Below are 19,665 nucleotides of genomic sequence, written 5' to 3' on the forward strand. Positions count from 1 at the left end.
GCGGCGTGTCACGCGAGGGAGTCTAAGGGCTGCGGTTGCGCTCGCGACGCCGGATGAGAGCGAGGTCGCACGAGGAAGTGACCCCGAACTGACGACCGAGTAACCGTGAAACACCCGCCTCCCTGCGACGACGTCGCGGGACCTTCGCGGGACCTTTACGAGGACGGTGTTTCTGTACCTTTGGGCCGGACTGGCCTGATGAGTGCGGTCCGTGGCGCGGATGGCGCCGATGTGCGGGGCGCGGGCGAACGGTTCCACGCCCCCGCGGACGGCTCAGGACCTGGCGCCCGCCTCGCCCCCCACACCCGGCAGCAGCGGCACGAGCCGGTCCCAGCGGGAGATCTGGCAGCCGTCGCGGCGGTCGTACCTGGCGTCGACGGGGCGTCCGGCCCAGGTGCCGGTGACGTGCGCGGTGGCGGGCCCTCCGTACTGCATGGTGCAGAAGCCGCCTTCCGGCGCGGGCGCGAAGACGTCCTGCCCCCACCGCGTGTCCCGCTCCAGGGCGGCGCAGGCGCCGCTCGGGTCCGGGTGTGTGCCGCCGTCGGGGCCGCAGTACAGCTCGAACGTTCCGTCGGCACCGCCGCCGGCGTTGCGCACGGTGACGGTGAGGTGATCGCGGTCCGGCCCGCCGCCCGGCCGGGTCGGGGACGGCAGGCCGATGCCGCCGGCCTCGGCATACGCGACGGGGGACACCGCGGTCAGCGACCCGGCGGCGGCGACGGAGGCGGCGGCGCTGATGAGGAGGCGACGCAGGGCGGGGCGGGCGGTGGCCCGGGCAGTGGCACGCAACATGCCCTGCCTAACGCGGTAGCACCCCGGATGTTGCGCGCGGCCACGCGTGCGGCGGTCCGCACGGGCCTGACAAGGCCTTTGCCCCGCGCCCTTCCCGCCTAGTACCGTGGGGGTCGATTGGTGACAGCACGCTCGACTGTGTCATCATCGGCACGCACCGCTCGCGCTCGCGCGGGAGTGATGCTGGAGGCGTCGCCTAGTCCGGTCTATGGCGCCGCACTGCTAATGCGGTTTGGGCCTTAAAGCCCATCGAGGGTTCAAATCCCTCCGCCTCCGCCCTCAGCTCAGGGAGTCCGGCACGACGTGCCGGACTCCCTGAGCTTTTTCCGTGGGGTTTCGGGACCGTGCTGTCTGAAGCCCGCCCGGCGAGCGCAGAGACCGGCCCTGGACGGCGGCTGCCCGCGCACACCCTTCCCGGCCCGGACCGTCAACCGTCCGGGCCCGAACGCCCCGTGGGGCGGTTTCAGCAGGTCACAAGGGGTGCGGCTAACGGATTTCACATGGCGGCGGCAGTCATGTAATGTTCTTCCTGTCGCCGCGAGCGAGCCGGAAGGCCCGAGAGCGGCGAAAAAACAGAACAAGCACTCGTAGCTTAACGGATAGAGCATCTGACTACGGATCAGAAGGTTGCAGGTTCGAATCCTGCCGAGTGCACAGCAGACCAGAGGCCCTGTGGAGTAATCCACAGGGCCTCTGGCTTTTTGCGTTGACGGCAGCGTGTGACGGCAACCGCCTCAGGGGGCGGGTGGGGGAGCCGGGTGTGGTCTTCCCGGAGCTGATCATCCTCGTGGTGATCTTCGGGCTCTGGTTCCTGTCGGGGTCGACTTCGACCCGGTGAAGAGCGGCTCGGCGGACTCATTGTGGAACTACTTCTTGCGGGCGTCGGCGCTTCGTTCGTGAAGCAGTGAGGCGCACCTGTGGCGGAGGTCGTGGAAGCGGACCGTGTGACGCGCTGGGGAGTGCGGTCAGCCGGAGCCTGGATGCGCACGAATCGGATGCCTCGCTTGGGCACCCCCTCACGCGTCGAGGTTCGATACGCATGTGGTGAGCACGGCGTACCGGCGCGGCGTGGTGTCACTCCGCAGGCGGGGAACTTCGCGGACAGACACCCGAAGCGCCGGTAGGGAAAATGCTGCATCCGGCTCCACCTGCTCGAATTCAAGCTATTTTCTTAGCGCTGTGCGCCGTTTGAATGAGCAGAGATTCTTCTGTCTTGTTCAAGTCAGTTACAACGATAGTTCTGCGTAATATGCCGCTGCGTAAAAGAAGCACGGCTTCCCGGGTGGCAGGTAGGGCCCGGTACGCCATGGTCCTCACAGGATTGGCCTTTCAGATGAAGCTGAAGATCCCGCAAGCGACTGAGCGGCGTTCTCTGTCCGGCGTACTCGCGTCGGTCCTCGCGGCGACGGTCGCCGCCGTCATGGTCGCCGTGACGCCGACGCCTGCGCTGGCCATCGCCACGGCCCCGGGGCTGGGCACGGCGGCCAGCTATTCCGTCCTGGCGGGTCAGGGAGTGACCAACACCGGCCCGACCGTGCTCTACAACGACCTCGGGACCTCCCCGAACCCGGCTGTGACCGGATTCCCGCCCGGTGAGGTGCGCGGTGCGGTGCACCGCGGGGACGCCCAGGCCCTTCAGGCCAAGGCGGACCTCGTCACGGCCTACAACAACGCGGCCGGCCAGGCACAGGACTTCGCGCTCGGTTCGGTGATCGGTGCGGGCCAGACGCTGGACCCCGGTGTCTACACCCGTGAATCCGGCGGTGTTCAGATCAACGGCACCCTGACGCTGGACGCCCACGGAGACCCCAACGCCGTCTGGGTCTTCCAGATCCCTTCGACCTTGATCACGGCATCGTCCAGCCAGATCCTCCTCACGAACGGCGCTTCGGCGTGCAACGTGTTCTGGCAGGTCGGCAGTTCGGCCACCCTCGGTACCAACTCCGTGTTCGTGGGAACGATCATGGCGCTGACCTCGATCAGCGTGACGACGGGGGCGAACATCGAGGGCCGGGCGCTGGCCCGTAACGGCGCCGTGTCGCTCGACAACAACCGGATCTTCCTCGGCGGATGCGCCGGCGCCACCACGGGTGGAACGACGACGGGAACCACCACCGGCACGACGACCGGAACCACGACCGGCACGACGACCGGAACCACCGCGGGCACGACCACCGGCGGAGGGCTCCTCGGCGGCGGTCTCGTCAGCGGCGGCCTTGTCACCGGCGGTCTCCTGGGCGGACCCATCGCCTCGCCCGGCAGCACCGCGGGCAACGTCGCCGGCAGCACGGCGGGGAACACCGCGGGCAACACGTCGGGGAACACCGCGGGCAACACAGCCGGCAACACCACCGGCGGGAACGGCGGCGGTCACGATCAGGGACCGGGCGGGCCGGGCCATGACGACAAGCCCGGAAGGCCGGGGCACGACGACAAGCCCGGAAGGCCGGGCGACAACGGCGGGCACGGACACGGCAAGCCGGGACACGGCGACGACTCCGACGACAAGCGGCCCCACGAGGACTACGGCTACGGCGAGCAGCCTCACGAGAAGTACGGCTACGGCGACCAGCCCCACCGGAACTGGGGCCTCGACGGGACGCCCAAGGGGCACGTGGGCGACGACCACTCCAAGCGCCACGACGGCTAGGCAACGCACTACGGTCGGCCTGCTCACCCGATGACGGCGCGCGGCGGAATCTCTCCGAATCCGCCGCGCGCCGCCCGGCATGGGCAGGCGATGTGAGAGAGGCGGTAGGCGATGGCAAGCGGAATCGATGCGGCGGGCGTGAAGGATATCCAGCATTCCGGACCCGGTCCGGATGGGCAGGATTTCCATGACGTCACGGCCGCTCCGCCCACGTTGCCGAGAGGTGCGCGTTTCCTCCGAGCAGGTTTGTGTGCCGTGGTGATCCTGTGCATGATGGCGAGTGTCGTCCACGTGCTTCTGGTGTTTCTTCACGTGGCACCGGCCAACACCATCTCGAAGAGATACAGCTCGCAGATCAATGCATGGGTGTTCCCCTTTTTCGAACAGAATTGGCGGCTTTTCGCCCCGGATCCGGAATCCGTGAACCGGCAGATCCTGGCGAGAACCGCCCGCACTGACTCCGATGGATCGTTCGAGGTGAGCCCCTGGCTCGATCTCACCGCCAGGGACGGCTCCGCGGTCGAACATCATGTGTTTCCGAGCCACACGGCTCAGAACATGTTGCGTCGGGCGTGGTCCGGCTACGTCGACTCGCACGGAGGAGACGACAGCGCGCGCACGGAACGCGCCGTGATGATGCGGAAGTACCTGACCAACATCGCCGCGGATCGCCTCGCCGCCCAGCAGGGCGGCACTTTCGACTTCGTTCAGCTCCGCGTTGTCACTCTCCCTGTTGCCGCGCCCGGATCATCGGCCGGTGGCCGCCCGAAGAAGCCGGCCGAGAACCGGCTCCTGCCCTGGTGGAAGGTGCCCCGCCATGCTGAATGAGGCGCATGTGGCCAAGGACGGGAACGAGACGCGGAGGGCGCCGCTCCACGTCGTGGACCGCTGGCTCGCCGACCGTGTCGCCGCGGGGTGGGACCTCCTGACCGGGCGCCCGGTGTCCCTGTATGCCGCGTCGGTGCTGCGCATCGGGTACGGGCTGCTCTACCTGGTCTTTCTGTTGCGTGAGTTCCCGCACCGGGACGAGATCTGGGGCCCCGGATCTCCGTGGACGCCCGCCCTGGTCGGCGAGCTCTTCGAGCAGACGGGTTGGGTCAGCGTTCTGGCCCTGTCCGACAGCCGGGCCTACTTCGAGTTCTGTTACGTGCTGGCCCTCGTCACGTCCGCGCTCTTCACGCTGGGTTGGCGGACCCGCGCCATGTCCGTCCTCTTCGCCGTGATGGTGACCTCGTTCCATGCGCGCGCGATCTTCATGACGGACGGGGGTGACAACCTGATTCTGCTCATGGCCCTCTACCTCGTCCTCACCGCTTGCGGCCGGCGCTTGTCTCTGGACGCGCGCAGGAACAGGCGGAAGTCCGCTTCTGCCGACAGCGAGCCACGAGCGCTGGGAAGCCCCCTCGCACGGCACTTCCGCGACAGCCGAGCAGCCCTGGTCACGACGGTGCACAACTGCGGCATGTTCCTCATCGCGGCGCAGGTCTGTCTGCTGTACGGATCAGCCGGTCTGTACAAGGTCCAGGGGAGTACCTGGGGCAACGGCACCGCTCTCCACTACGCCCTGAACCTGGAGCTCTTCCGGCCCTGGCCCGCGCTCTCGAACTTCGTGGACGAGCACACGCTCGTGATCGCCATCGCCGGCTACCTGACCGTGCTTCTTCAGGTGGCCTTCCCGTTCGTGCTCTTCGGCAGGCTCAAGTACCCGGTTCTCACCATGCTGCTGGGCATGCACATCGGCATCGCCGTGCTCATGGGCCTGCCCCTCTTCTCCGGGGCGATGATCGTCGCGGACGCGGTGTTCCTCCCCGACCGCTTCTACCTCCGTCTGGCACATCTCCGCCGACGCCTGGCGCGGCGGACGAGCGACCCGGTGCCGGTACGGGTGGCGGGCGTCAACGCCGTCCCCGCACAAGCCGGGCCCGGCGACGCACTACGGCTCGAAGCGTCGAGCCGTACTTCCCCGCCGAGCGGAAAGACACCCATGACGGGAGCGGAGCGAGCCGCCTTCGAGGAGCAGAGAGGGCTGTAACACCGCCGAGTGCGCACAGATCAGAGGCCCCCGGAGATGATCCGGGGGCCTTTTCCCGGTTCCCGGGAACGAAGTCCGTCGACGGCCAGGCATGTAGGTGCGGACGTTCTCCCACCCGGCGAGTGGCTCCGGTGACGGTTACGTCGTTCGCCTGACGGTGATGACGAGGTGGAGTACCCACAGGGACACGGCGTTCATGGGGGTCTCACCTTTTCGGAGCGGTCACGGCGCTCCGCAAGTTACCGCCCCGCCGGCCCCGGGCCCAACCGGTTTTCCCGGGGCGCGGGACGCCGGGCGCGCTCAGTCGGGGCGGCAGTGTTCCTCCAGGTAGGTCGCCGCCAGTGTGCTCGCGCGGGTGAACCAGTCGTGCAGGACCGCGATCTCGTCCGGGGAGTAGTCCGCGAACAGGCGCGTGAGGCGGGCGTAGTACGGCTCGTAGACCTCGCGGATGCGGGCGACCGCGTCGGGCCGGGCCGCCACGCGGATGCGGCGGCGGTCCGTGGGGTCGGGGCGGCGGGTGACGTAGCCGGCGCGCTCCAGACGGTTGAGGATGCCCGTGACCGCGCCGGTGGTGACATGGACGCGGGCCGCCAGGTCGCCTGCCGTGGGGAGGTTCTCCCCGGCCTCGATGACGTAGGCGAAGCAGGTGAGGTCAGTCACGTTCAAGCCCACCTGTTGGGCGATCTCGTGCTGTCCGACCAGGTGGGTCGCGATGAGCTGGTCCATCGCCGACAGAGCCTGCTCCGGCGTGGCGGCCGGACGAGGCTTGGCATCCATTCCCATATCCCTTAGTTCGTGAGATGTTTGGGTTGTAAAAGTCTTAGCAGGTGAGGGGTTCGACGGGTCGGAGTCCTCGGGTGCGAGGGAGTGACACGTGAGTGCACATCAATATGACCACGGGCACACGGTCGCCGGGTGGGTCGGATTCGGCATCGCCACGGTCGGGGCGGGTGTGGCGGGCCTGGGCGTCTGCACCGTCTCCGGTGTGCTGATCGCCGGCGGGGTGGCCATCGGGGCCGTGAGTCTGCTCGTGACCTGGGCCCTGCACCTCTCCGGGTGGGGGAAGGGGCCGGGCGTGCGGCCCAGGGCGGAGTGGGACTGGCGGGTGCGGGACTCGGCGGCGCCGAGCGGGCACGCGGAGTGCCTCGGCTGCCGGCTGGCCGGGCGGGGGCGGCGGGCGGAGCGTGCCGGGCGTGCGGTCGCTCCGGCCATGCCGGTTCAGCGGGAAGGGGAGCCGGAGACCGTCGCCGCCGGTGCCGCCGACCCCGTGCGGTGAGCCGTTCCGCGACGGCCCGTGTCCCGTTGTCAGTGGTGCCCCCTACGCTCGGTGGAGATGGCACAGGCATGGAAGTGCTCGGGGCTGCGGTGGTCGGCCGACGGTCCCGTGCTGCTGTGGGACGGCGGACGGCGCAGCGCGCTGACCTGGGGGAAACGCGTGTCCTTCGGTGTCGCGGCGGGGAGTGTGCGCACCTGCGTGGGGGCGCGTGGGCACGCGTGTCCACGCGGTGCGGTCGTGCCGGAGCGGAGCACGGGTGCGCGGTGCGAGGAGTGCGCGCGGCTGGACCGGGCGCACTCCGTGGCGGCGGACACCCTCGCCGACGATCCCCGGCCCTACCGCGTCTATCTGGCGTGGTTCGGACCCGGCATGGTCAAGGTGGGGATCACGGCACGGCAGCGAGGCTCCGCCCGGCTGCTCGAACAGGGGGCCGTCTGTTTCAGCTGGCTCGGTGTCGGACCGCTCATGGCCGCGCGGCGTACGGAGGAGCTGCTCCGGGCCGCCCTGCGGGTGCCCGACCGGATCCCGTACGCCGAGAAGCGGGCGGTGCGGGCCGCGTTGCCCGAGGCCGCCGCGGACCGGGCGGGTGAGGTCGCCGAGCTCTACGAGCGGGCGGTCACGCTCCCCGCGTGGCCGGAGTCGCTCGTGCGGGAGCCGCTGCGGGTCGTCGACCATGTCGCGGTCTTCGGGCTCGCGGACGTGCCCGTCGCCGTCGGGAGCGTCGGTGAACTGGCCGCGGGGGGCGCGGTCGGCGGGGAGCTGGTCGCGGCCGCCGGCCCAGATCTGCATCTGGCCACCGCGAGCGGTGTCGTGGTGCTGGACACGCGGCTGATGACCGGATGGGAGCTGGTGCCCGCGGAGGGGGCCGAAGTGACGGTTCCGGTCCGGCCGTTCAAGGACGCGGCGAGCGTGCAGGACGGCCTGTTCTGACGCGCCCGGCGTTCCCAGGCGTTCCCTGAGAAGTGCCTGTGTGTTTCTCAGGGAAAACACAGGTTGCGGCAAGCGGGCTCTCAGAGGCCGCCGACATCGTGTTCACATGACCACGACCTCGCCCCAGGGGCGCACCGAACTGCTGAGGCCGGACGGGAGCCCCGTCCGCGTGCTGGTGGTGGACGACGAGCTGTCGATCACCGAGCTGCTCTCCATGGCCCTGCGCTACGAGGGATGGCAGATCCGCAGTGCCGGCGACGGCACCGGCGCGATCCGGACCGCCCGCGACTTCCGGCCCGACGCCGTCGTCCTGGACATGATGCTGCCCGACATGGACGGGCTGTCCGTGCTCGGGCGGCTGCGGCGCGAACTGCCGGACGTGCCGGTGCTGTTCCTGACCGCCAAGGACGCCGTCGAGGACCGGATCGCCGGGCTCACGGCGGGCGGCGACGACTACGTCACCAAGCCGTTCAGCCTGGAGGAGGTCGTCGCCCGGCTGCGCGGCTTGATACGGCGTTCCGGCGCCGCCGACCGCCGTGCGGAGTCCCTGCTGGTCGTCGGCGACCTCACCCTCGACGAGGACAGTCACGAGGTGACCCGGGCCGGGGACGACATCCATCTGACCGCGACCGAGTTCGAGCTGCTGCGGTTCCTGATGCGCAATCCGCGCCGGGTGCTCAGCAAGGCGCAGATCCTCGACCGGGTGTGGTCGTACGACTTCGGCGGCCAGGCCAATGTCGTCGAGCTGTACATCTCCTATCTGCGGCGGAAGATCGACGCCGGGCGCGAGCCGATGATCCACACGCGGCGTGGCGCCGGGTATCTGATCAAGCCCGCGGTGTCATGAGCGGACGACGACGGCAGTGGACGCAGCGGCAGACGGGCGGGCGGCGAACAGCCAAGCCGCGCACGCTGCGGACGCGGCTCGTCGTCGCGTCCGTGGTGCTGATCGCCGTGGTGTGCGCGGTGATCGGAACGGTGACGACGCTGGCGCTCAGGTCCCACCTGTACGAGCAGCTGGACGGGCAACTCGACGGGGCCGCGGCCCGGGCCGCGCTCAGCCCGCCCCGGGAGCCCGGCGGCGACCGGGCCGGCGGGTCCGGCGGGCCCGCGAAGAACAAGGTGGAGAGTCTCACCGACTTCGTCACCAGGGGGCCGCAGCCGGGCGGTACGGTCGCCGCCAAGATCGAGGGCGGCCGGATCACCGAGTCCGCGTACGGCGTCTCCGAGGGCAATTACCAGATGACCTCGCGGTCGCTGAACTCCGCGCAGAGAGCCGCCCTCGCCTCCGTGCCCCGGGTCGATGGGACGCGGCGGACCGTCGACCTCCCCGGCCTCGGTGAGTACCGGGTCGCGTACAAGAGCGGTGACAAGGGCAGCTACTACGTGGCCATCCCGACCACGGACGTCACCAACACCGTCAACACCCTCGTCCTGGTCGAGATCAGCGTCACCGGCGCCGGTCTCGCCGCCGCCGGTCTGGCCGGTTCCGTCCTGGTCGGCGTCGCCACCCGCCCCCTGCGCCGGGTCGCCGCCACCGCCACCCGGGTCTCCGAACTGCCCCTGCACACCGGTGAGGTGCGGCTCAGCGAGCGGGTCCCCGACTCCGAGACCGACCCGCACACCGAGGTCGGCCAGGTCGGGGCCGCGCTCAACCGGATGCTGGACCACGTCCACGGGGCGCTGCACGCACGGCAGCAGAGCGAGACGCGCGTGCGGCAGTTCGTCGCCGACGCCAGTCACGAGCTGCGCACCCCCCTCGCCTCCATCCGCGGGTACGCCGAACTCACCCGGCGGGGACGCGAACAGGTCGGCCCCGACACCCGGCACGCCCTGGGCCGGATCGAGTCCGAGGCCGGGCGCATGACCCTCCTCGTCGAGGACCTGCTGCTGCTCGCCCGGCTGGATGCCGGACGGCCGCTCCGGTTCGAGCGGACCGACCTCGTCCCGCTCGTCGTGGACACCATCAGCGACGCCCGGGCGGCCGGCCAGGACCACACCTGGCGGCTCGACCTGCCCGACGAACCCGCGCTCGTCTCGGCGGACGCGGCCCGGCTGCAACAGGTGCTCGTCAATCTGCTCGGCAACGCGCGCACCCACACCCCGCCCGGCACCACCGTCACCGCACGCGTGCAGCGGCGCCACCGGTGGCTGTGCGTGGAGGTCGAGGACAACGGGCCGGGCATTCCCGCCGAGTTGCTCCCGCACGTCTTCGAGCGGTTCGCGCGGGGCGACTCCGCGCGCTCGCGCTCCACCGGCTCGACCGGGCTCGGCCTCGCCATCGTGCAGGCCGTGGCGACCGCCCACGGCGGTGCCGTGACCGTCGACAGCGTGCCCGGGCGGACCATGTTCACGGTGCACCTGCCCGCGCTGCCGCCCGAGCCGGAGCCGGACATGAGCCGGCAGGGGCAGTCACAGGCACGCCACAGCGTCACCACACGGGCACGACAGGGCGCCTGACGACAGTCGGTTCCATGCGAACCGACTCTTCTCCCGGCACCCTGCCGGCGCGGGAGCACCTCCCGGCCGCACCAGCCGGTACGCCTGTCCTGGACGTAGTGATCCCCGTCTACAACGAGGAGAAGGACCTCCAGCCATGCGTGCGCAGGCTGCACGAGCACCTGACCCGCACGTTCCCCTACCCGTTCCGCATCACGATCGCGGACAACGCCTCCACGGACACCACCCGGCAGGTGGCCGGGCTGCTGGCGGCGGAGATTCCCGAGGTCACCACCTTCCGGCTGGAGCAGAAGGGCCGCGGCCGGGCCCTGCGGGCCGTCTGGTCGGCCTCGGACGCCCCGGTCCTCGCCTACATGGACGTGGACCTGTCCACCGACCTCAACGCCCTGCTCCCGCTGGTGGCCCCGCTGATCTCCGGCCATTCGGACCTCGCCATCGGCTCCCGGCTGGCCCGCAGTTCACGGGTGGTGCGCGGCCCCAAGCGGGAGTTCATCAGCCGCGCCTACAACCTCATCCTGCGCGGCTCGCTCCAGGCGCGGTTCTCCGACGCCCAGTGCGGCTTCAAGGCGATCCGCCGGGACGTGGCGCAGGTGCTGCTGCCCCTGGTCGAGGACACCGGCTGGTTCTTCGACACCGAGATGCTGGTGCTCGCCGAGCGCGCCGGGCTCAGGATCCACGAGGTGCCGGTCGACTGGGTCGACGACCCCGACTCGACCGTCCACATCGTCAGGACCGCCACCGACGACCTCAAGGGCGTGTGGCGGATCGGCAGGGCGCTGGCCACCGGCTCGCTGCCGCTGGACCGGCTCGCCCGGCCGTTCGGCGACGACCCCCGCGACCGTGACATCACGGACGTGCCGAAGGGACTGGCCCGCCAACTCGTCGGGTTCTGTGTGGTCGGCGCCCTGTCCACCCTCTTCTACCTGCTGCTCTACAGCGGCTTCCGGGTCTTCAGCGGTTCCCAGGCCGCCAACGCCCTCGCCCTGCTGGTCTCGGCGGTCGCCAACACCGCGGCCAACCGGAGACTCACCTTCGGGGTACGCGGGCGCGGCGGAGCCGTACGGCACCAAGCGCAGGGCCTGGTGGTCTTCGGCATCGGACTCGCCCTGACCAGCGGCTCGCTCGCGGCACTGAACGCGGCGACCTCCGAGCCCGCGCACTCCACCGAACTGGCCGTCCTCATCGCGGCCAACCTGGCGGCGACCGTGCTGCGCTTCCTGCTCTTCCGGGCCTGGGTGTTCCCGGACCGGCGCGAGGACGGCATACCGACGGCAGTCCCGTACGGCACCCCGTACGGCACCACCCCGTACGGCACCACTCCGTACGGCACCACTCAGGGCGACGCCACGGTGGCCGCCCCCTGTGACACCCCTTCGTTCCGCGCCGGTGACGCCGCGGACTCCTGGCGGGACCGCACCGGGCAGCTGCTGCCGGTGCGTCCGCACGACACCGATGCGAGGAACGCGCGATGACCGTCCACTTCGACCAGCGGACCGGCGGCACCGCCGCGCGCCCCGGGACCCGGACGCGCCCGTCCGCACCGCCGCCCTCCCCGCAGGCCGGTGAGCCCGTGCGGCCCCTGGCGCGGCGCCTGTGGCACGGCCGGCCCGAGGACCCCCGCTGGGCCCGCCCGGCCCTCCTCGCCCTGCTGCTGGCGACGGCCGTGCTCTACCTCTACGACCTGAGCGCCTCCGGCTACGCCAACTCCTTCTACTCGGCGGCCGTACAGGCGGGCAGCCAGTCCTGGAAGGCGTTCTTCTTCGGCTCGCTCGACGCGGCGAACGCCATCACCGTCGACAAACCCCCGGCCGCCCTGTGGCCCATGGCCCTGTCCGTACGGCTCTTCGGCCTCAACTCCTGGGCGATACTGGCGCCCGAGGCCCTCATGGGCGTCGGCACGGTGGCCGTCGTCTACGCCGCCGTGCGCCGCCGGTTCAGCCCCGCGGCCGGTCTGATCGCGGGCGCCGTGCTCGCGCTCACCCCCGTCGCGGCGCTGATGTTCCGCTTCGACAACCCCGACGCGCTGCTGGCCCTGCTGATGGCGGTGGCCTGCTGGGCCGTCATCCGGGCGCTGGAGGACGGCCGCACGAAGTGGCTGCTGTGGGCCGGTGCCGCGATCGGCTTCGCCTTCCTCGCCAAGACGCTCCAGGCCTTCCTGATCCTGCCGCCGCTCGCCCTCGTGTACGGCTTCTGCGCCCCGGTGCCGGTGAGGAAGCGGATCGGGCAACTCGCCGTGGGTCTCGCCGCGATCGTCGTCTCCGGCGGCTGGTGGGTCGCGATCGTCGAACTCTGGCCCGCGTCCTCCCGCCCGTACATCGGCGGCTCGCAGAACAACAGCTTCCTGAACCTGACCTTCGGCTACAACGGCCTGGGCCGCCTCAACGGCGACGAGTCCGGCAGCGTCGGCGGTGGCGGCGGCAACGGCGGCGGAGCCTGGGGCGAGACCGGCTGGGACCGGCTGTTCGGCTCCTCCCTCGGCGGGCAGATCTCCTGGCTGATCCCGGCCGCGCTGATCCTGCTCGTCGCGGGCCTGGTGGCCATGGGCAAGGCCCGCCGGGCCTCGGCGACCCGGGGCGCGTTCCTGGTGTGGGGCGGCGCGCTGCTCACCACCATGCTGGTCTTCAGCTACATGCAGGGCATCTTCCACGAGTACTACACGGTCGCCCTCGCCCCCTACCTCGCCCCGCTGATCGGCATGGGCGCGACGCTGCTCTGGGAGAGGCGCGACAAGGTGTGGGCCTCGCTGACCCTGGCGGCCGCCATGACGGCGACCGCCGCCTGGGGATACGTCCTGCTCAACCGCTCCTCCGACTACCTGCCCTGGCTCAAGTGGCTCGTCCTGGCCGGCGGTCTGACGGCGGCCCTGGGGCTGGTCTTCGCCGGGCGGCTGGGGCGCCGGCCGGCCCTCGCAGCGGCCGGTCTCGGCCTCGTCGCCGCGCTGGCCGGTCCGGCGGCGTACACCCTCACCACCGTGAGCGAGGGGCACACCGGCTCGATCGTCACGGCGGGCCCGTCGGTCGCGGGCGGCCGCGGCGGACCGGGCGGTGGCGGCGCTCCCGGCGGTGGCGGCTTCCCCGGCGGCGGCCCGAACCAGCAGGACGGCAACGGCCGTACCCAGGGTCAGCAGGGCAACGGCCTTCCCGGCGGAGGCGGCTTCCCGGGCGGCGGCCGGAACCCGCAGGGCCAGGGCCAGGGCCAGCAGAACGGCGACGGCGGCCGCACGGGCGGGATGGGCGGCATGGGCGGCGGTGGCGTCGGTGGCCTCCTCAACGGCGCGAGCGTCGGCTCCGAGGCCAAGAAGCTCCTGGAGACCGACGCCGACCGGTACACCTGGGCCGCTGCGGCCATCGGCGCCCAGAACGCGGCGAGTTACCAGCTGTCCACCGGCGAACCGGTGATGGCCGTCGGCGGCTTCAACGGGACCGACCCGTCCCCGACCCTCGCCCAGTTCAAGAAGTACGTGGCGGACGGAAAGATCCACTACTTCATAGCCTCGGGCGGCATGGGCGGCGGCATGGGCGGTGGCAGCGACGGCGCCTCCTCCCGGATCACCTCCTGGGTCGAGGCCACCTTCAAGAAGGTCACGGTCGGTTCGAGCACCTTCTACGACCTCACGCAGAAGGCGAGCAGCTGACACGTCTCCGAGCGGACGCAGGGCGGTGGCCGAAAGCCACCGCCCTGCGCCGTGTCCGCCGAAACTCCGTTGTACGCCGTACAGGAACTGTTCTACGGTGTACAGCATGACGACGTCCTCCCAGGAACAGGCCCCGCCGCACACCGTTCGGGGCGGCCACCCCCAGCGCTGGCTGATCCTCGGTGTCATCTGCCTCGCGCAGCTCACCGTGCTGCTCGACAACACGATCCTCAACGTGGCCATCCCCTCGCTCACCCGCGAGATGGACGCCTCGACCGCCGACGTCCAGTGGATGATGAACGCCTACTCCCTGGTGCAGTCCGGCCTGCTCCTCACCGCGGGCAACTCCGCCGACCGCTACGGCCGCAAGCTGATGCTGATGTCGGGCCTGGCGATCTTCGGGGTGGGCTCGCTGGCGGCCGGCCTGTCCCAGAGCCCGGCCCAGCTGATCGCGGCCCGCGCGGGCATGGGCGTCGGCGGCGCGCTGCTGATGACCACGACCCTCGCCGTCGTCGTGCAGATCTTCGACGACCAGGAGCGCGTGAAGGCCATCGCGCTCTGGTCGACGGTCAGTTCGCTCGGGTTCGCGGCCGGGCCGCTGATCGGCGGCGTGATGCTGAACCACTTCTGGTGGGGCGCCATCTTCCTGATCAACATCCCGGTCGCCGTGCTCGGCCTGGTCGCGGTCGCCGCGCTCGTACCGGAGTCGAAGCACAAGGCGGGCGATCGGCCCGACCTGGTCGGCGCGGTCCTGTCGACCATCGGCATGACCTCCGTGGTGTACGCGATCATCACAGGCCCCGAACACGGCTGGACCTCCGCGCAGGTGCTGGTCTCCGCGCTGATCGGCGCGGCCGTCCTCGCCCTCTTCGTGACCTGGGAACTGCGCGCCGAGCACCCGATGCTCGACATGCACTTCTTCCGCAACCAGAAGTTCGTGGGCGCGGTCGCGGGCGCGATCCTCGTGGCGTTCGGCATGACGGGCTCGCTGTTCCTGCTCACCCAGCACCTCCAGTTCGTCCTCGGGTACGAGCCGCTGGACGCCGGGCTGCGGACGGCGCCGCTGGCGCTGACCGTCGTCGCGCTCAACTTCACGGGAGTCGGGGCGAAGCTGGTGCTGAAGGCCGGTACACCGGCGGCCATCGCGCTCGGCATGACCCTGGTGTCCGCGGGGCTTGCGGCGATCGCCCTGCTCGGTGGACACGGATACGGCGGGACACTGCTGGGGCTGGTCGTGATGGGCGCGGGTGTGGCGCTGTCCATGCCGGCGATGGCCAACGCGATCATGGGGGCGATCCCGCCGGAGAAGGCCGGGGTCGGAGCGGGGATCAACGGAACCCTCGCCGAGTTCGGCAACGGGCTGGGCGTCGCCGTGCTCGGTGCGGTGCTCAACGCCCGGTTCGCCTCGCTGGTCGCCGTCTCCGCGGCGTCGTTGCCCGCGGCGCTGGCGGCCGCCGGCTCGGCCGAGGAGAAGGCCAGGATCTCCGACGCGTTCGCCTCAGGTCTTGAGACCAGTCAGCTGGTGGGGGCGGTCGCCGTGCTGGCGGGCGGACTGGTCGCGGCCGGGTTGCTTCGGCGGGCTGAGCGGGCAGAGTCCGCCTAGGAGCCCGGGCGGCCGGGGCGAGGGGGCGGCTGCGGTCCGTCGCCGCTGGTCGCGCGGGTCCCCGCGCCCCTGACGGGGCGCTTAGCATGATCGGCGTCCAGGAGACGAGGAAGGTGCGCCATGGCGAAAGCCGCCCGGCAGGATCAGCCGCGGTCCAGTGTCTGGCTGGAGGGCAAGGCGCACCGGCGGCGCGGTGGCGGCCAGCCCTCGGGACTGGACCGGGCGCGCATCATCGACGTCACCGTACGGCTGCTGGACGCCGAGGGGCTGCCGAAGTTCTCCATGCGGCGGCTCGCCGGGGAGCTCGATGTCACCGCGATGTCCGTCTACTGGTACGTCGACACCAAGGACGACCTGCTCGAACTGGCCCTGGACCAGGTCATGGGCGAGGTGCGGCTGCCCGATCCGGACGCCGGTGAGGACTGGCGGGACCAGGTGCGGGCGCTCGCCCGGGAGTACCGGACGCTGCTGGTGCGCCACCCCTGGGTGTCCGCGCTGGTGGGGGTCTTCCTCAACATCGGCCCCAACAGCCTGGCGTTCTCACGGGTGGTGCAGCGCGTCGTCCGCAGGACGGGACTGCCCGCGAAGCGCATGACGAGCACGATCTCGGCCGTGTTCCAGTTCGTCTACGGCTACGGCACCCTGGAGGGCCATCTCGCCTCCAGGGCGGCCGCCGGCGGCATGAGCGTGGACGAGTACTTCCAGCAGGCCCTGGACACAGTGACCGCCGCCCCGCAGGCCGCCGAGGTGCTCCAGGAGTCCCGGGAGATCATGGCGGCGCGCGGCGGTGACACGGTCGCCGAGATGCTGGAGCGGGACTTCGAGTTCGCGCTGGAACTGCTGATCGCGGGCATCGAGGCGATGGTCGTCCGCGAGCGGCAGCCCTCCGGCGAGGAAGCAGCCCCCGAAGCCCCTGGAGCCCAGAAAGCCCCCGGGGAGAGCTGACCTACTCCCCCTCCACCAGCCGCGCCGGGAACCCCCCGGTCGCCACCGGCCCCCACCGCTCCGGCGTGATCCGGATGATCGACTTGCCCTGCTTGACCATGGCGGCGCGGTACTCGTCCCAGTCGGGGTGCTCCCCGGCGATGTTCCGGTAGTACTCCACGAGCGGTTCGACCGAGTCGGGGGAGTCGATGACCTCGGCCGTGCCGTCGATCTGGACCCAGGGGCCGTTCCAGTCGTCGCTGAGCACGAGCAGGCTCACCCGCGGGTCCCGCTTGGCGTTGCGGGTCTTGGCGCGCTCCGGGTACGTGGAGACCACGATCCGGCCGGAGTCGTCGACCCCGCAGGTCAGCGGGGAACTCTGGGGGCTGCCGTCGGCACGCCGGGTCAGCAGGACGGCGTGGTGCCGGGGCCGGACGAAGTCGAGCAACTCGTCGCGGGAGACGCGGGTGTTCGTCGCGATGTTCGGTGCCATGCCCGGCAGCCTACGACGCCATGGCTTCGTCGAGGTCGTCGTACACGGGCACGTCCCGGCGCAGGCCGGTCAGCTCCAGGACACGGCTCGTGATCCCCTCCGGGCGGGCCACCAGGCGCACTCGGGCCCCCGGGCGCAGCCGGTGCCGCACCTCGTTGATGAGGCGGATGCCCTGGGAGTCCATGAAGGAGGTCTCGCTCAGGTCCAGGACGAGGATCTCCAGCCCGTCACCCCGGGCCTCGGCCGCGGACATGACGAGCGGCAGCAGCTCCGCCGCGTTGCAGTAGTCGATCTCGGGGGGCAGGGCGAGATGGACGCGGCCGGGGAGGCCGCGGTGTTCTGTGGGATTCGTGAAGAAGGTCACGGCACTCACCTGGCAGACGTTCGTCCGGATTCCGGTAAGGCCGCTTCCTGACCCGTGGGGCCATTCCATCATGCGTGGGGCGGGTGGAGGAAGCGCGCCCGCGGCGGCGTCGGCCGGACGACACCTGGAAGCAACCGAGCAGTTAGAGTGCTGTCCGTCCTGTGCTCGCAGTCGGGAATGTGCTGCGGAGCTCTCCTGCGCACGGCCATGGCCGTGCATGCCGAAGAGGTTCGTGGTGGCTGCGTCCGAGTTTCCTGATTTGCCCCGTTATCCGGCTGGCGCCGAGCTGGCCGAAGCCCTGACGGTGGCGTCTCAGCAACTGCACGAAACCCCCACGCCGCACAGCACGCTCCGCACGGCGGTCCGGCTGGCCGTGCACCTGATGCCGGGCGCCGAGCACGCCGGCATCTCCGTGATCGAGCGCGGCACCACCCTCCACACCCTGGCCTGGACCGACGAGGTCGTGCGCGCCGCCGAGGCCCGGCACACGGGCCGCGAACAGCACGGCCTGTGGGACCGGTTGTGGCACAGCCCCGTGGCGCGGATGACGGACAGCGAGGCGGACGACGGCGGGGACGTGCTGGCGGACCTGGGACTGCGCTCGGCGCTGTCCCTGCGGCTGCGCTCCGACCGCCGCCGGCTGACCGTGCTCACGGCCTACGCGAGCAAGCCGGGCGCCTTCGACGAGGACGCGACCCGCATCGGCCGGCTGTTCACCGCGCACGTCAGCATCGCCCTGGACTCCGCGACCGTGCGCGAGCAGCTCACCGAGGCCATGCGCACCCGCGACCTGATCGGCCAGGCCACCGGCATCCTCATGGAACGCCAGGGCATCGACGCCACGGCGGCCTTCGAGAGCCTGGTGCGCGCCTCCCAGCGGGAGAACGTGAAGCTGCGCGACCTCGCCCGCCGGATCGTCGGCGCTCACAACACCCCCTGAGGTGCGTGAATTACGGAGAAGGCGTGTTCGGATGATGACGGGATACCCGTACGGTCATGAGTTCCGAGACGTCCGACACGCTGGACCAGGCAATGGTGCGCAGCAATGGGCTCGACACCCTGCTGCGTGATCTGACCGACCGCGCCGTGCAGGAGGTGCCCGGCGCCGTCGCGTGCAGCATCACCGTGCGCCGCGCCGGCCGGCTGCTCACCCTGGCCGGCAGCGACGGCATGCCCAGCGGCCTGGACCTGCGTCAGTACGAGAACGGCTCGGGGCCCTGCGTCGACGCGGCCGAGACCGGTGAGGAGCAGTACGCCCCCGATCTGGCGGCGGAGTCCCGCTGGCCGTCGTACACGGAGTACGCCCTGTCCACCGGAGTGCGCTGTGTGCTGGCGGTGCCGGTGGCCGTCGAGGGCGACAACTGCGCCGCGATCAACTTCTACGGGGAGCGCGCGCAGGAACTGGGCACGGGCCGGGAGGCGGCCCGTGCCTTCGCGGCCAGGGCGGGGGACGCGATCGCCATGGCCGTGCGCATCGAGAGCCGGCGGCAGTCCGCCGCCGATGTGCGCACCGCGCTGCTCTCCCGCAGCGTCATCGACCAGGCGATCGGCATCCTGATGGCCCGGGAGCGGATCGACGCCCGCAACGCGCTGGAGCGGCTGCGCCGGGTCTCGCAGGACCGCAACGTCAAACTGCGTGACCTGTGCGGCCAGTTGGTGGCCAGAGTGGCCACGGTGGAGTCACGCCGCCGGCAGTGACCCGCCCTGCACGGCCTGGATGTCCAGCTCCACCTTCAGCGTGGTGCCGATCGCGGCGATACCCGCCTGGAGGACCTGGTTGTAGTTCATCGCGAAGTCCTCGCGCCGCAGTTGGGTGGTGGCGCGGAACGCCGCGCGGGTGCCGCCCCACGGGTCCGGACCCGTGCCGAGGTAGGCCAGGTCGAGGTCCACGGTCCGTACGACCCCGTGCATGCCCAGCTCGCCGTGGACGGTCCAGCGGTCCGACCCGGTGGCCGTCAGCCCCGTCGACCGGAAGGTGATCTCCGGGAACCGCTCGACGTCCAGGAAGTCCGGCGACCTCAGGTGCTCGTCGCGCATGTCGTTGCCGGTGTCGACGGACGCGGCCCGGATCACCGCCTGCACCCGCGACGCGGTGACGTCGTCCGGGGCGATCTCGATCGAGCCGGAGAACTCGGTGAACCGGCCGTGCACGCTGGAGATGCCCAGGTGCTGTGCCACGGCGGCCACGCTGGAGTGCACCGGGTCGATCGTCCACGGTCCCGGCGGCGGCAGTTCGGTGCCGCCCTGGCGGGCCAGCGTCACCGAACCGACCTCGGCCCGCCCGCTCGCCGTGACGATCACACTGGAGGCCGCGGGCGCGTACCCGACGGCCGTGACGATGACGGTGTACGCCCCCGGCTCCATCGGCGTGGCGTCCCGTACGGCGCCCTCCGCGTCGGCCTCGGCCCGCAGCACCTGCGCGCCGGTCATGTCCGCCACCGTGACGACCGCGTGCGACACGGCCCATCCGTCCCGGGTACGGATCCTCGCGGTCAGTCCCATCTCAG

18 protein-coding genes and 2 tRNA genes are annotated in these 19,665 nt (G+C 71.0%); 15 read left to right on the forward strand and 5 right to left on the reverse strand.

Going from position 1 to position 19,665, the window contains the following annotated elements; genetic code table 11:
• Positions 1-273: 273 nt before the first annotated feature.
• Complete coding sequence (locus AC0665_RS16330; RefSeq protein ID WP_478705216.1) at positions 274-792, reverse strand: SSI family serine proteinase inhibitor; 519 nt, start codon at positions 790-792, stop codon at positions 274-276.
• Positions 793-977: 185 nt separating this feature from the next.
• On the opposite strand from AC0665_RS16330, the gene AC0665_RS16335 reads away from it, so the two are divergent.
• The 5 genes from AC0665_RS16335 to AC0665_RS16355 all read left to right on the forward strand — a co-directional run bounded on the left by AC0665_RS16335 (position 978) and on the right by AC0665_RS16355 (position 5,474).
• Positions 978-1,068, forward strand: a tRNA-Ser gene (locus AC0665_RS16335).
• Between the two features lie 305 nt (positions 1,069-1,373).
• A tRNA-Arg gene (locus tag AC0665_RS16340) sits at positions 1,374-1,446 on the forward strand.
• Positions 1,447-2,125: 679 nt separating this feature from the next.
• Positions 2,126-3,442 (forward strand): ice-binding family protein, encoded by a 1,317-nt coding sequence (locus AC0665_RS16345; RefSeq protein WP_478602937.1) that lies wholly within the window; start codon positions 2,126-2,128, stop codon positions 3,440-3,442.
• 111 nt (positions 3,443-3,553) lie between these two features.
• On the forward strand, positions 3,554-4,270 hold the full coding sequence (locus AC0665_RS16350) for a DUF5819 family protein (RefSeq protein ID WP_478602935.1): 717 nt from the start codon (positions 3,554-3,556) through the stop codon (positions 4,268-4,270).
• Positions 4,260-5,474, forward strand: coding sequence for an HTTM domain-containing protein (locus AC0665_RS16355; RefSeq protein ID WP_478602933.1), 1,215 nt, complete (start codon positions 4,260-4,262; stop codon positions 5,472-5,474). The genes AC0665_RS16350 and AC0665_RS16355 overlap by 11 nt, the downstream gene beginning before the upstream one ends.
• 300 nt (positions 5,475-5,774) lie before the next feature.
• Here the strand turns inward: AC0665_RS16355 and AC0665_RS16360 are convergent, their stop codons facing one another.
• Positions 5,775-6,251 carry a MarR family winged helix-turn-helix transcriptional regulator gene (locus tag AC0665_RS16360; RefSeq protein ID WP_468407867.1) on the reverse strand — a complete coding sequence of 159 codons (477 nt, stop codon included), beginning with the start codon at positions 6,249-6,251 and terminating at the stop codon, positions 5,775-5,777.
• 97 nt (positions 6,252-6,348) lie between these two features.
• On the opposite strand from AC0665_RS16360, the gene AC0665_RS16365 reads away from it, so the two are divergent.
• From AC0665_RS16365 to AC0665_RS16400, 8 genes are all read left to right on the forward strand, one after another.
• Complete coding sequence (locus tag AC0665_RS16365; RefSeq protein ID WP_478602931.1) at positions 6,349-6,750, forward strand: HGxxPAAW family protein; 402 nt, start codon at positions 6,349-6,351, stop codon at positions 6,748-6,750.
• 57 nt (positions 6,751-6,807) lie between these two features.
• The gene (locus AC0665_RS16370) at positions 6,808-7,680 is read left to right on the forward strand and encodes a DUF2797 domain-containing protein (RefSeq protein WP_478602929.1); all 873 of its coding nucleotides are present in this window, start codon (positions 6,808-6,810) and stop codon (positions 7,678-7,680) included.
• Positions 7,681-7,786: 106 nt separating this feature from the next.
• Positions 7,787-8,527: a response regulator transcription factor gene (locus tag AC0665_RS16375; protein ID WP_478602927.1), complete on the forward strand. Its 741-nt coding sequence runs from the start codon at positions 7,787-7,789 to the stop codon at positions 8,525-8,527.
• The gene (locus AC0665_RS16380) at positions 8,524-10,140 is read left to right on the forward strand and encodes a sensor histidine kinase (RefSeq protein ID WP_478705217.1); all 1,617 of its coding nucleotides are present in this window, start codon (positions 8,524-8,526) and stop codon (positions 10,138-10,140) included. The genes AC0665_RS16375 and AC0665_RS16380 overlap by 4 nt, the downstream gene beginning before the upstream one ends.
• A 14-nt stretch (positions 10,141-10,154) precedes the next feature.
• Positions 10,155-11,612, forward strand: coding sequence for a bifunctional glycosyltransferase family 2/GtrA family protein (locus AC0665_RS16385; protein ID WP_478705218.1), 1,458 nt, complete (start codon positions 10,155-10,157; stop codon positions 11,610-11,612).
• On the forward strand, positions 11,609-13,774 hold the full coding sequence (locus AC0665_RS16390) for a mannosyltransferase YkcB-related protein (RefSeq protein ID WP_478705219.1): 2,166 nt from the start codon (positions 11,609-11,611) through the stop codon (positions 13,772-13,774). The genes AC0665_RS16385 and AC0665_RS16390 overlap by 4 nt, the downstream gene beginning before the upstream one ends.
• A 106-nt stretch (positions 13,775-13,880) precedes the next feature.
• Positions 13,881-15,377 carry an MFS transporter gene (locus AC0665_RS16395; protein WP_478508495.1) on the forward strand — a complete coding sequence of 499 codons (1,497 nt, stop codon included), beginning with the start codon at positions 13,881-13,883 and terminating at the stop codon, positions 15,375-15,377.
• Between the two features lie 120 nt (positions 15,378-15,497).
• Positions 15,498-16,322, forward strand: a complete 825-nt coding sequence (locus AC0665_RS16400) for a TetR/AcrR family transcriptional regulator (protein WP_478705220.1) — start codon at positions 15,498-15,500, stop codon at positions 16,320-16,322.
• A 1-nt stretch (position 16,323) separates the two neighbouring features.
• Here the strand turns inward: AC0665_RS16400 and AC0665_RS16405 are convergent, their stop codons facing one another.
• Both AC0665_RS16405 and AC0665_RS16410 read right to left on the reverse strand, forming a co-directional pair.
• Positions 16,324-16,794, reverse strand: a complete 471-nt coding sequence (locus AC0665_RS16405) for a PPOX class F420-dependent oxidoreductase (protein WP_363121290.1) — start codon at positions 16,792-16,794, stop codon at positions 16,324-16,326.
• A 10-nt stretch (positions 16,795-16,804) separates the two neighbouring features.
• Positions 16,805-17,167: an STAS domain-containing protein gene (locus tag AC0665_RS16410; RefSeq protein ID WP_468407847.1), complete on the reverse strand. Its 363-nt coding sequence runs from the start codon at positions 17,165-17,167 to the stop codon at positions 16,805-16,807.
• Between the two features lie 208 nt (positions 17,168-17,375).
• Between AC0665_RS16410 and AC0665_RS16415 the strand changes: the two genes are divergently transcribed.
• Both AC0665_RS16415 and AC0665_RS16420 read left to right on the forward strand, forming a co-directional pair.
• The gene (locus AC0665_RS16415; protein WP_468407845.1) at positions 17,376-18,098 is read left to right on the forward strand and encodes an ANTAR domain-containing protein; all 723 of its coding nucleotides are present in this window, start codon (positions 17,376-17,378) and stop codon (positions 18,096-18,098) included.
• 56 nt (positions 18,099-18,154) lie between these two features.
• Complete coding sequence (locus tag AC0665_RS16420; RefSeq protein WP_478705221.1) at positions 18,155-18,856, forward strand: GAF and ANTAR domain-containing protein; 702 nt, start codon at positions 18,155-18,157, stop codon at positions 18,854-18,856.
• Here AC0665_RS16420 and AC0665_RS16425 read toward each other — a convergent pair.
• Complete coding sequence (locus tag AC0665_RS16425; RefSeq protein WP_478705222.1) at positions 18,839-19,660, reverse strand: YceI family protein; 822 nt, start codon at positions 19,658-19,660, stop codon at positions 18,839-18,841. The genes AC0665_RS16420 and AC0665_RS16425 overlap by 18 nt on opposite strands.
• Between the last annotated feature and the right edge of the window lie 5 nt (positions 19,661-19,665).

It is taken from the genome of Streptomyces sp. NPDC043685 (genome assembly GCF_056436585.1).

What these genes read in the sequence shown, in the direction of transcription:
- AC0665_RS16370 (WP_478602929.1), top strand. Translation starts at nt 6,808, where the DNA reads ATGGCACAGGCATGGAAGTGCTCGGGGCTGCGGTGGTCGGCCGACGGT.
- AC0665_RS16330 (WP_478705216.1), bottom strand. Translation starts at nt 792, where the DNA reads ATGTTGCGTGCCACTGCCCGGGCCACCGCCCGCCCCGCCCTGCGTCGC.
- AC0665_RS16350 (WP_478602935.1), top strand. Translation starts at nt 3,554, where the DNA reads ATGGCAAGCGGAATCGATGCGGCGGGCGTGAAGGATATCCAGCATTCC.
- AC0665_RS16425 (WP_478705222.1), bottom strand. Translation starts at nt 19,660, where the DNA reads ATGGGACTGACCGCGAGGATCCGTACCCGGGACGGATGGGCCGTGTCG.
- AC0665_RS16385 (WP_478705218.1), top strand. Translation starts at nt 10,155, where the DNA reads ATGCGAACCGACTCTTCTCCCGGCACCCTGCCGGCGCGGGAGCACCTC.
- AC0665_RS16415 (WP_468407845.1), top strand. Translation starts at nt 17,376, where the DNA reads ATGCCGAAGAGGTTCGTGGTGGCTGCGTCCGAGTTTCCTGATTTGCCC.
- AC0665_RS16395 (WP_478508495.1), top strand. Translation starts at nt 13,881, where the DNA reads ATGACGACGTCCTCCCAGGAACAGGCCCCGCCGCACACCGTTCGGGGC.
- AC0665_RS16380 (WP_478705217.1), top strand. Translation starts at nt 8,524, where the DNA reads ATGAGCGGACGACGACGGCAGTGGACGCAGCGGCAGACGGGCGGGCGG.
- AC0665_RS16360 (WP_468407867.1), bottom strand. Translation starts at nt 6,251, where the DNA reads ATGGATGCCAAGCCTCGTCCGGCCGCCACGCCGGAGCAGGCTCTGTCG.
- AC0665_RS16420 (WP_478705221.1), top strand. Translation starts at nt 18,155, where the DNA reads ATGAGTTCCGAGACGTCCGACACGCTGGACCAGGCAATGGTGCGCAGC.
- AC0665_RS16375 (WP_478602927.1), top strand. Translation starts at nt 7,787, where the DNA reads ATGACCACGACCTCGCCCCAGGGGCGCACCGAACTGCTGAGGCCGGAC.
- AC0665_RS16405 (WP_363121290.1), bottom strand. Translation starts at nt 16,794, where the DNA reads ATGGCACCGAACATCGCGACGAACACCCGCGTCTCCCGCGACGAGTTG.
- AC0665_RS16355 (WP_478602933.1), top strand. Translation starts at nt 4,260, where the DNA reads ATGCTGAATGAGGCGCATGTGGCCAAGGACGGGAACGAGACGCGGAGG.
- AC0665_RS16400 (WP_478705220.1), top strand. Translation starts at nt 15,498, where the DNA reads ATGGCGAAAGCCGCCCGGCAGGATCAGCCGCGGTCCAGTGTCTGGCTG.
- AC0665_RS16345 (WP_478602937.1), top strand. Translation starts at nt 2,126, where the DNA reads ATGAAGCTGAAGATCCCGCAAGCGACTGAGCGGCGTTCTCTGTCCGGC.
- AC0665_RS16390 (WP_478705219.1), top strand. Translation starts at nt 11,609, where the DNA reads ATGACCGTCCACTTCGACCAGCGGACCGGCGGCACCGCCGCGCGCCCC.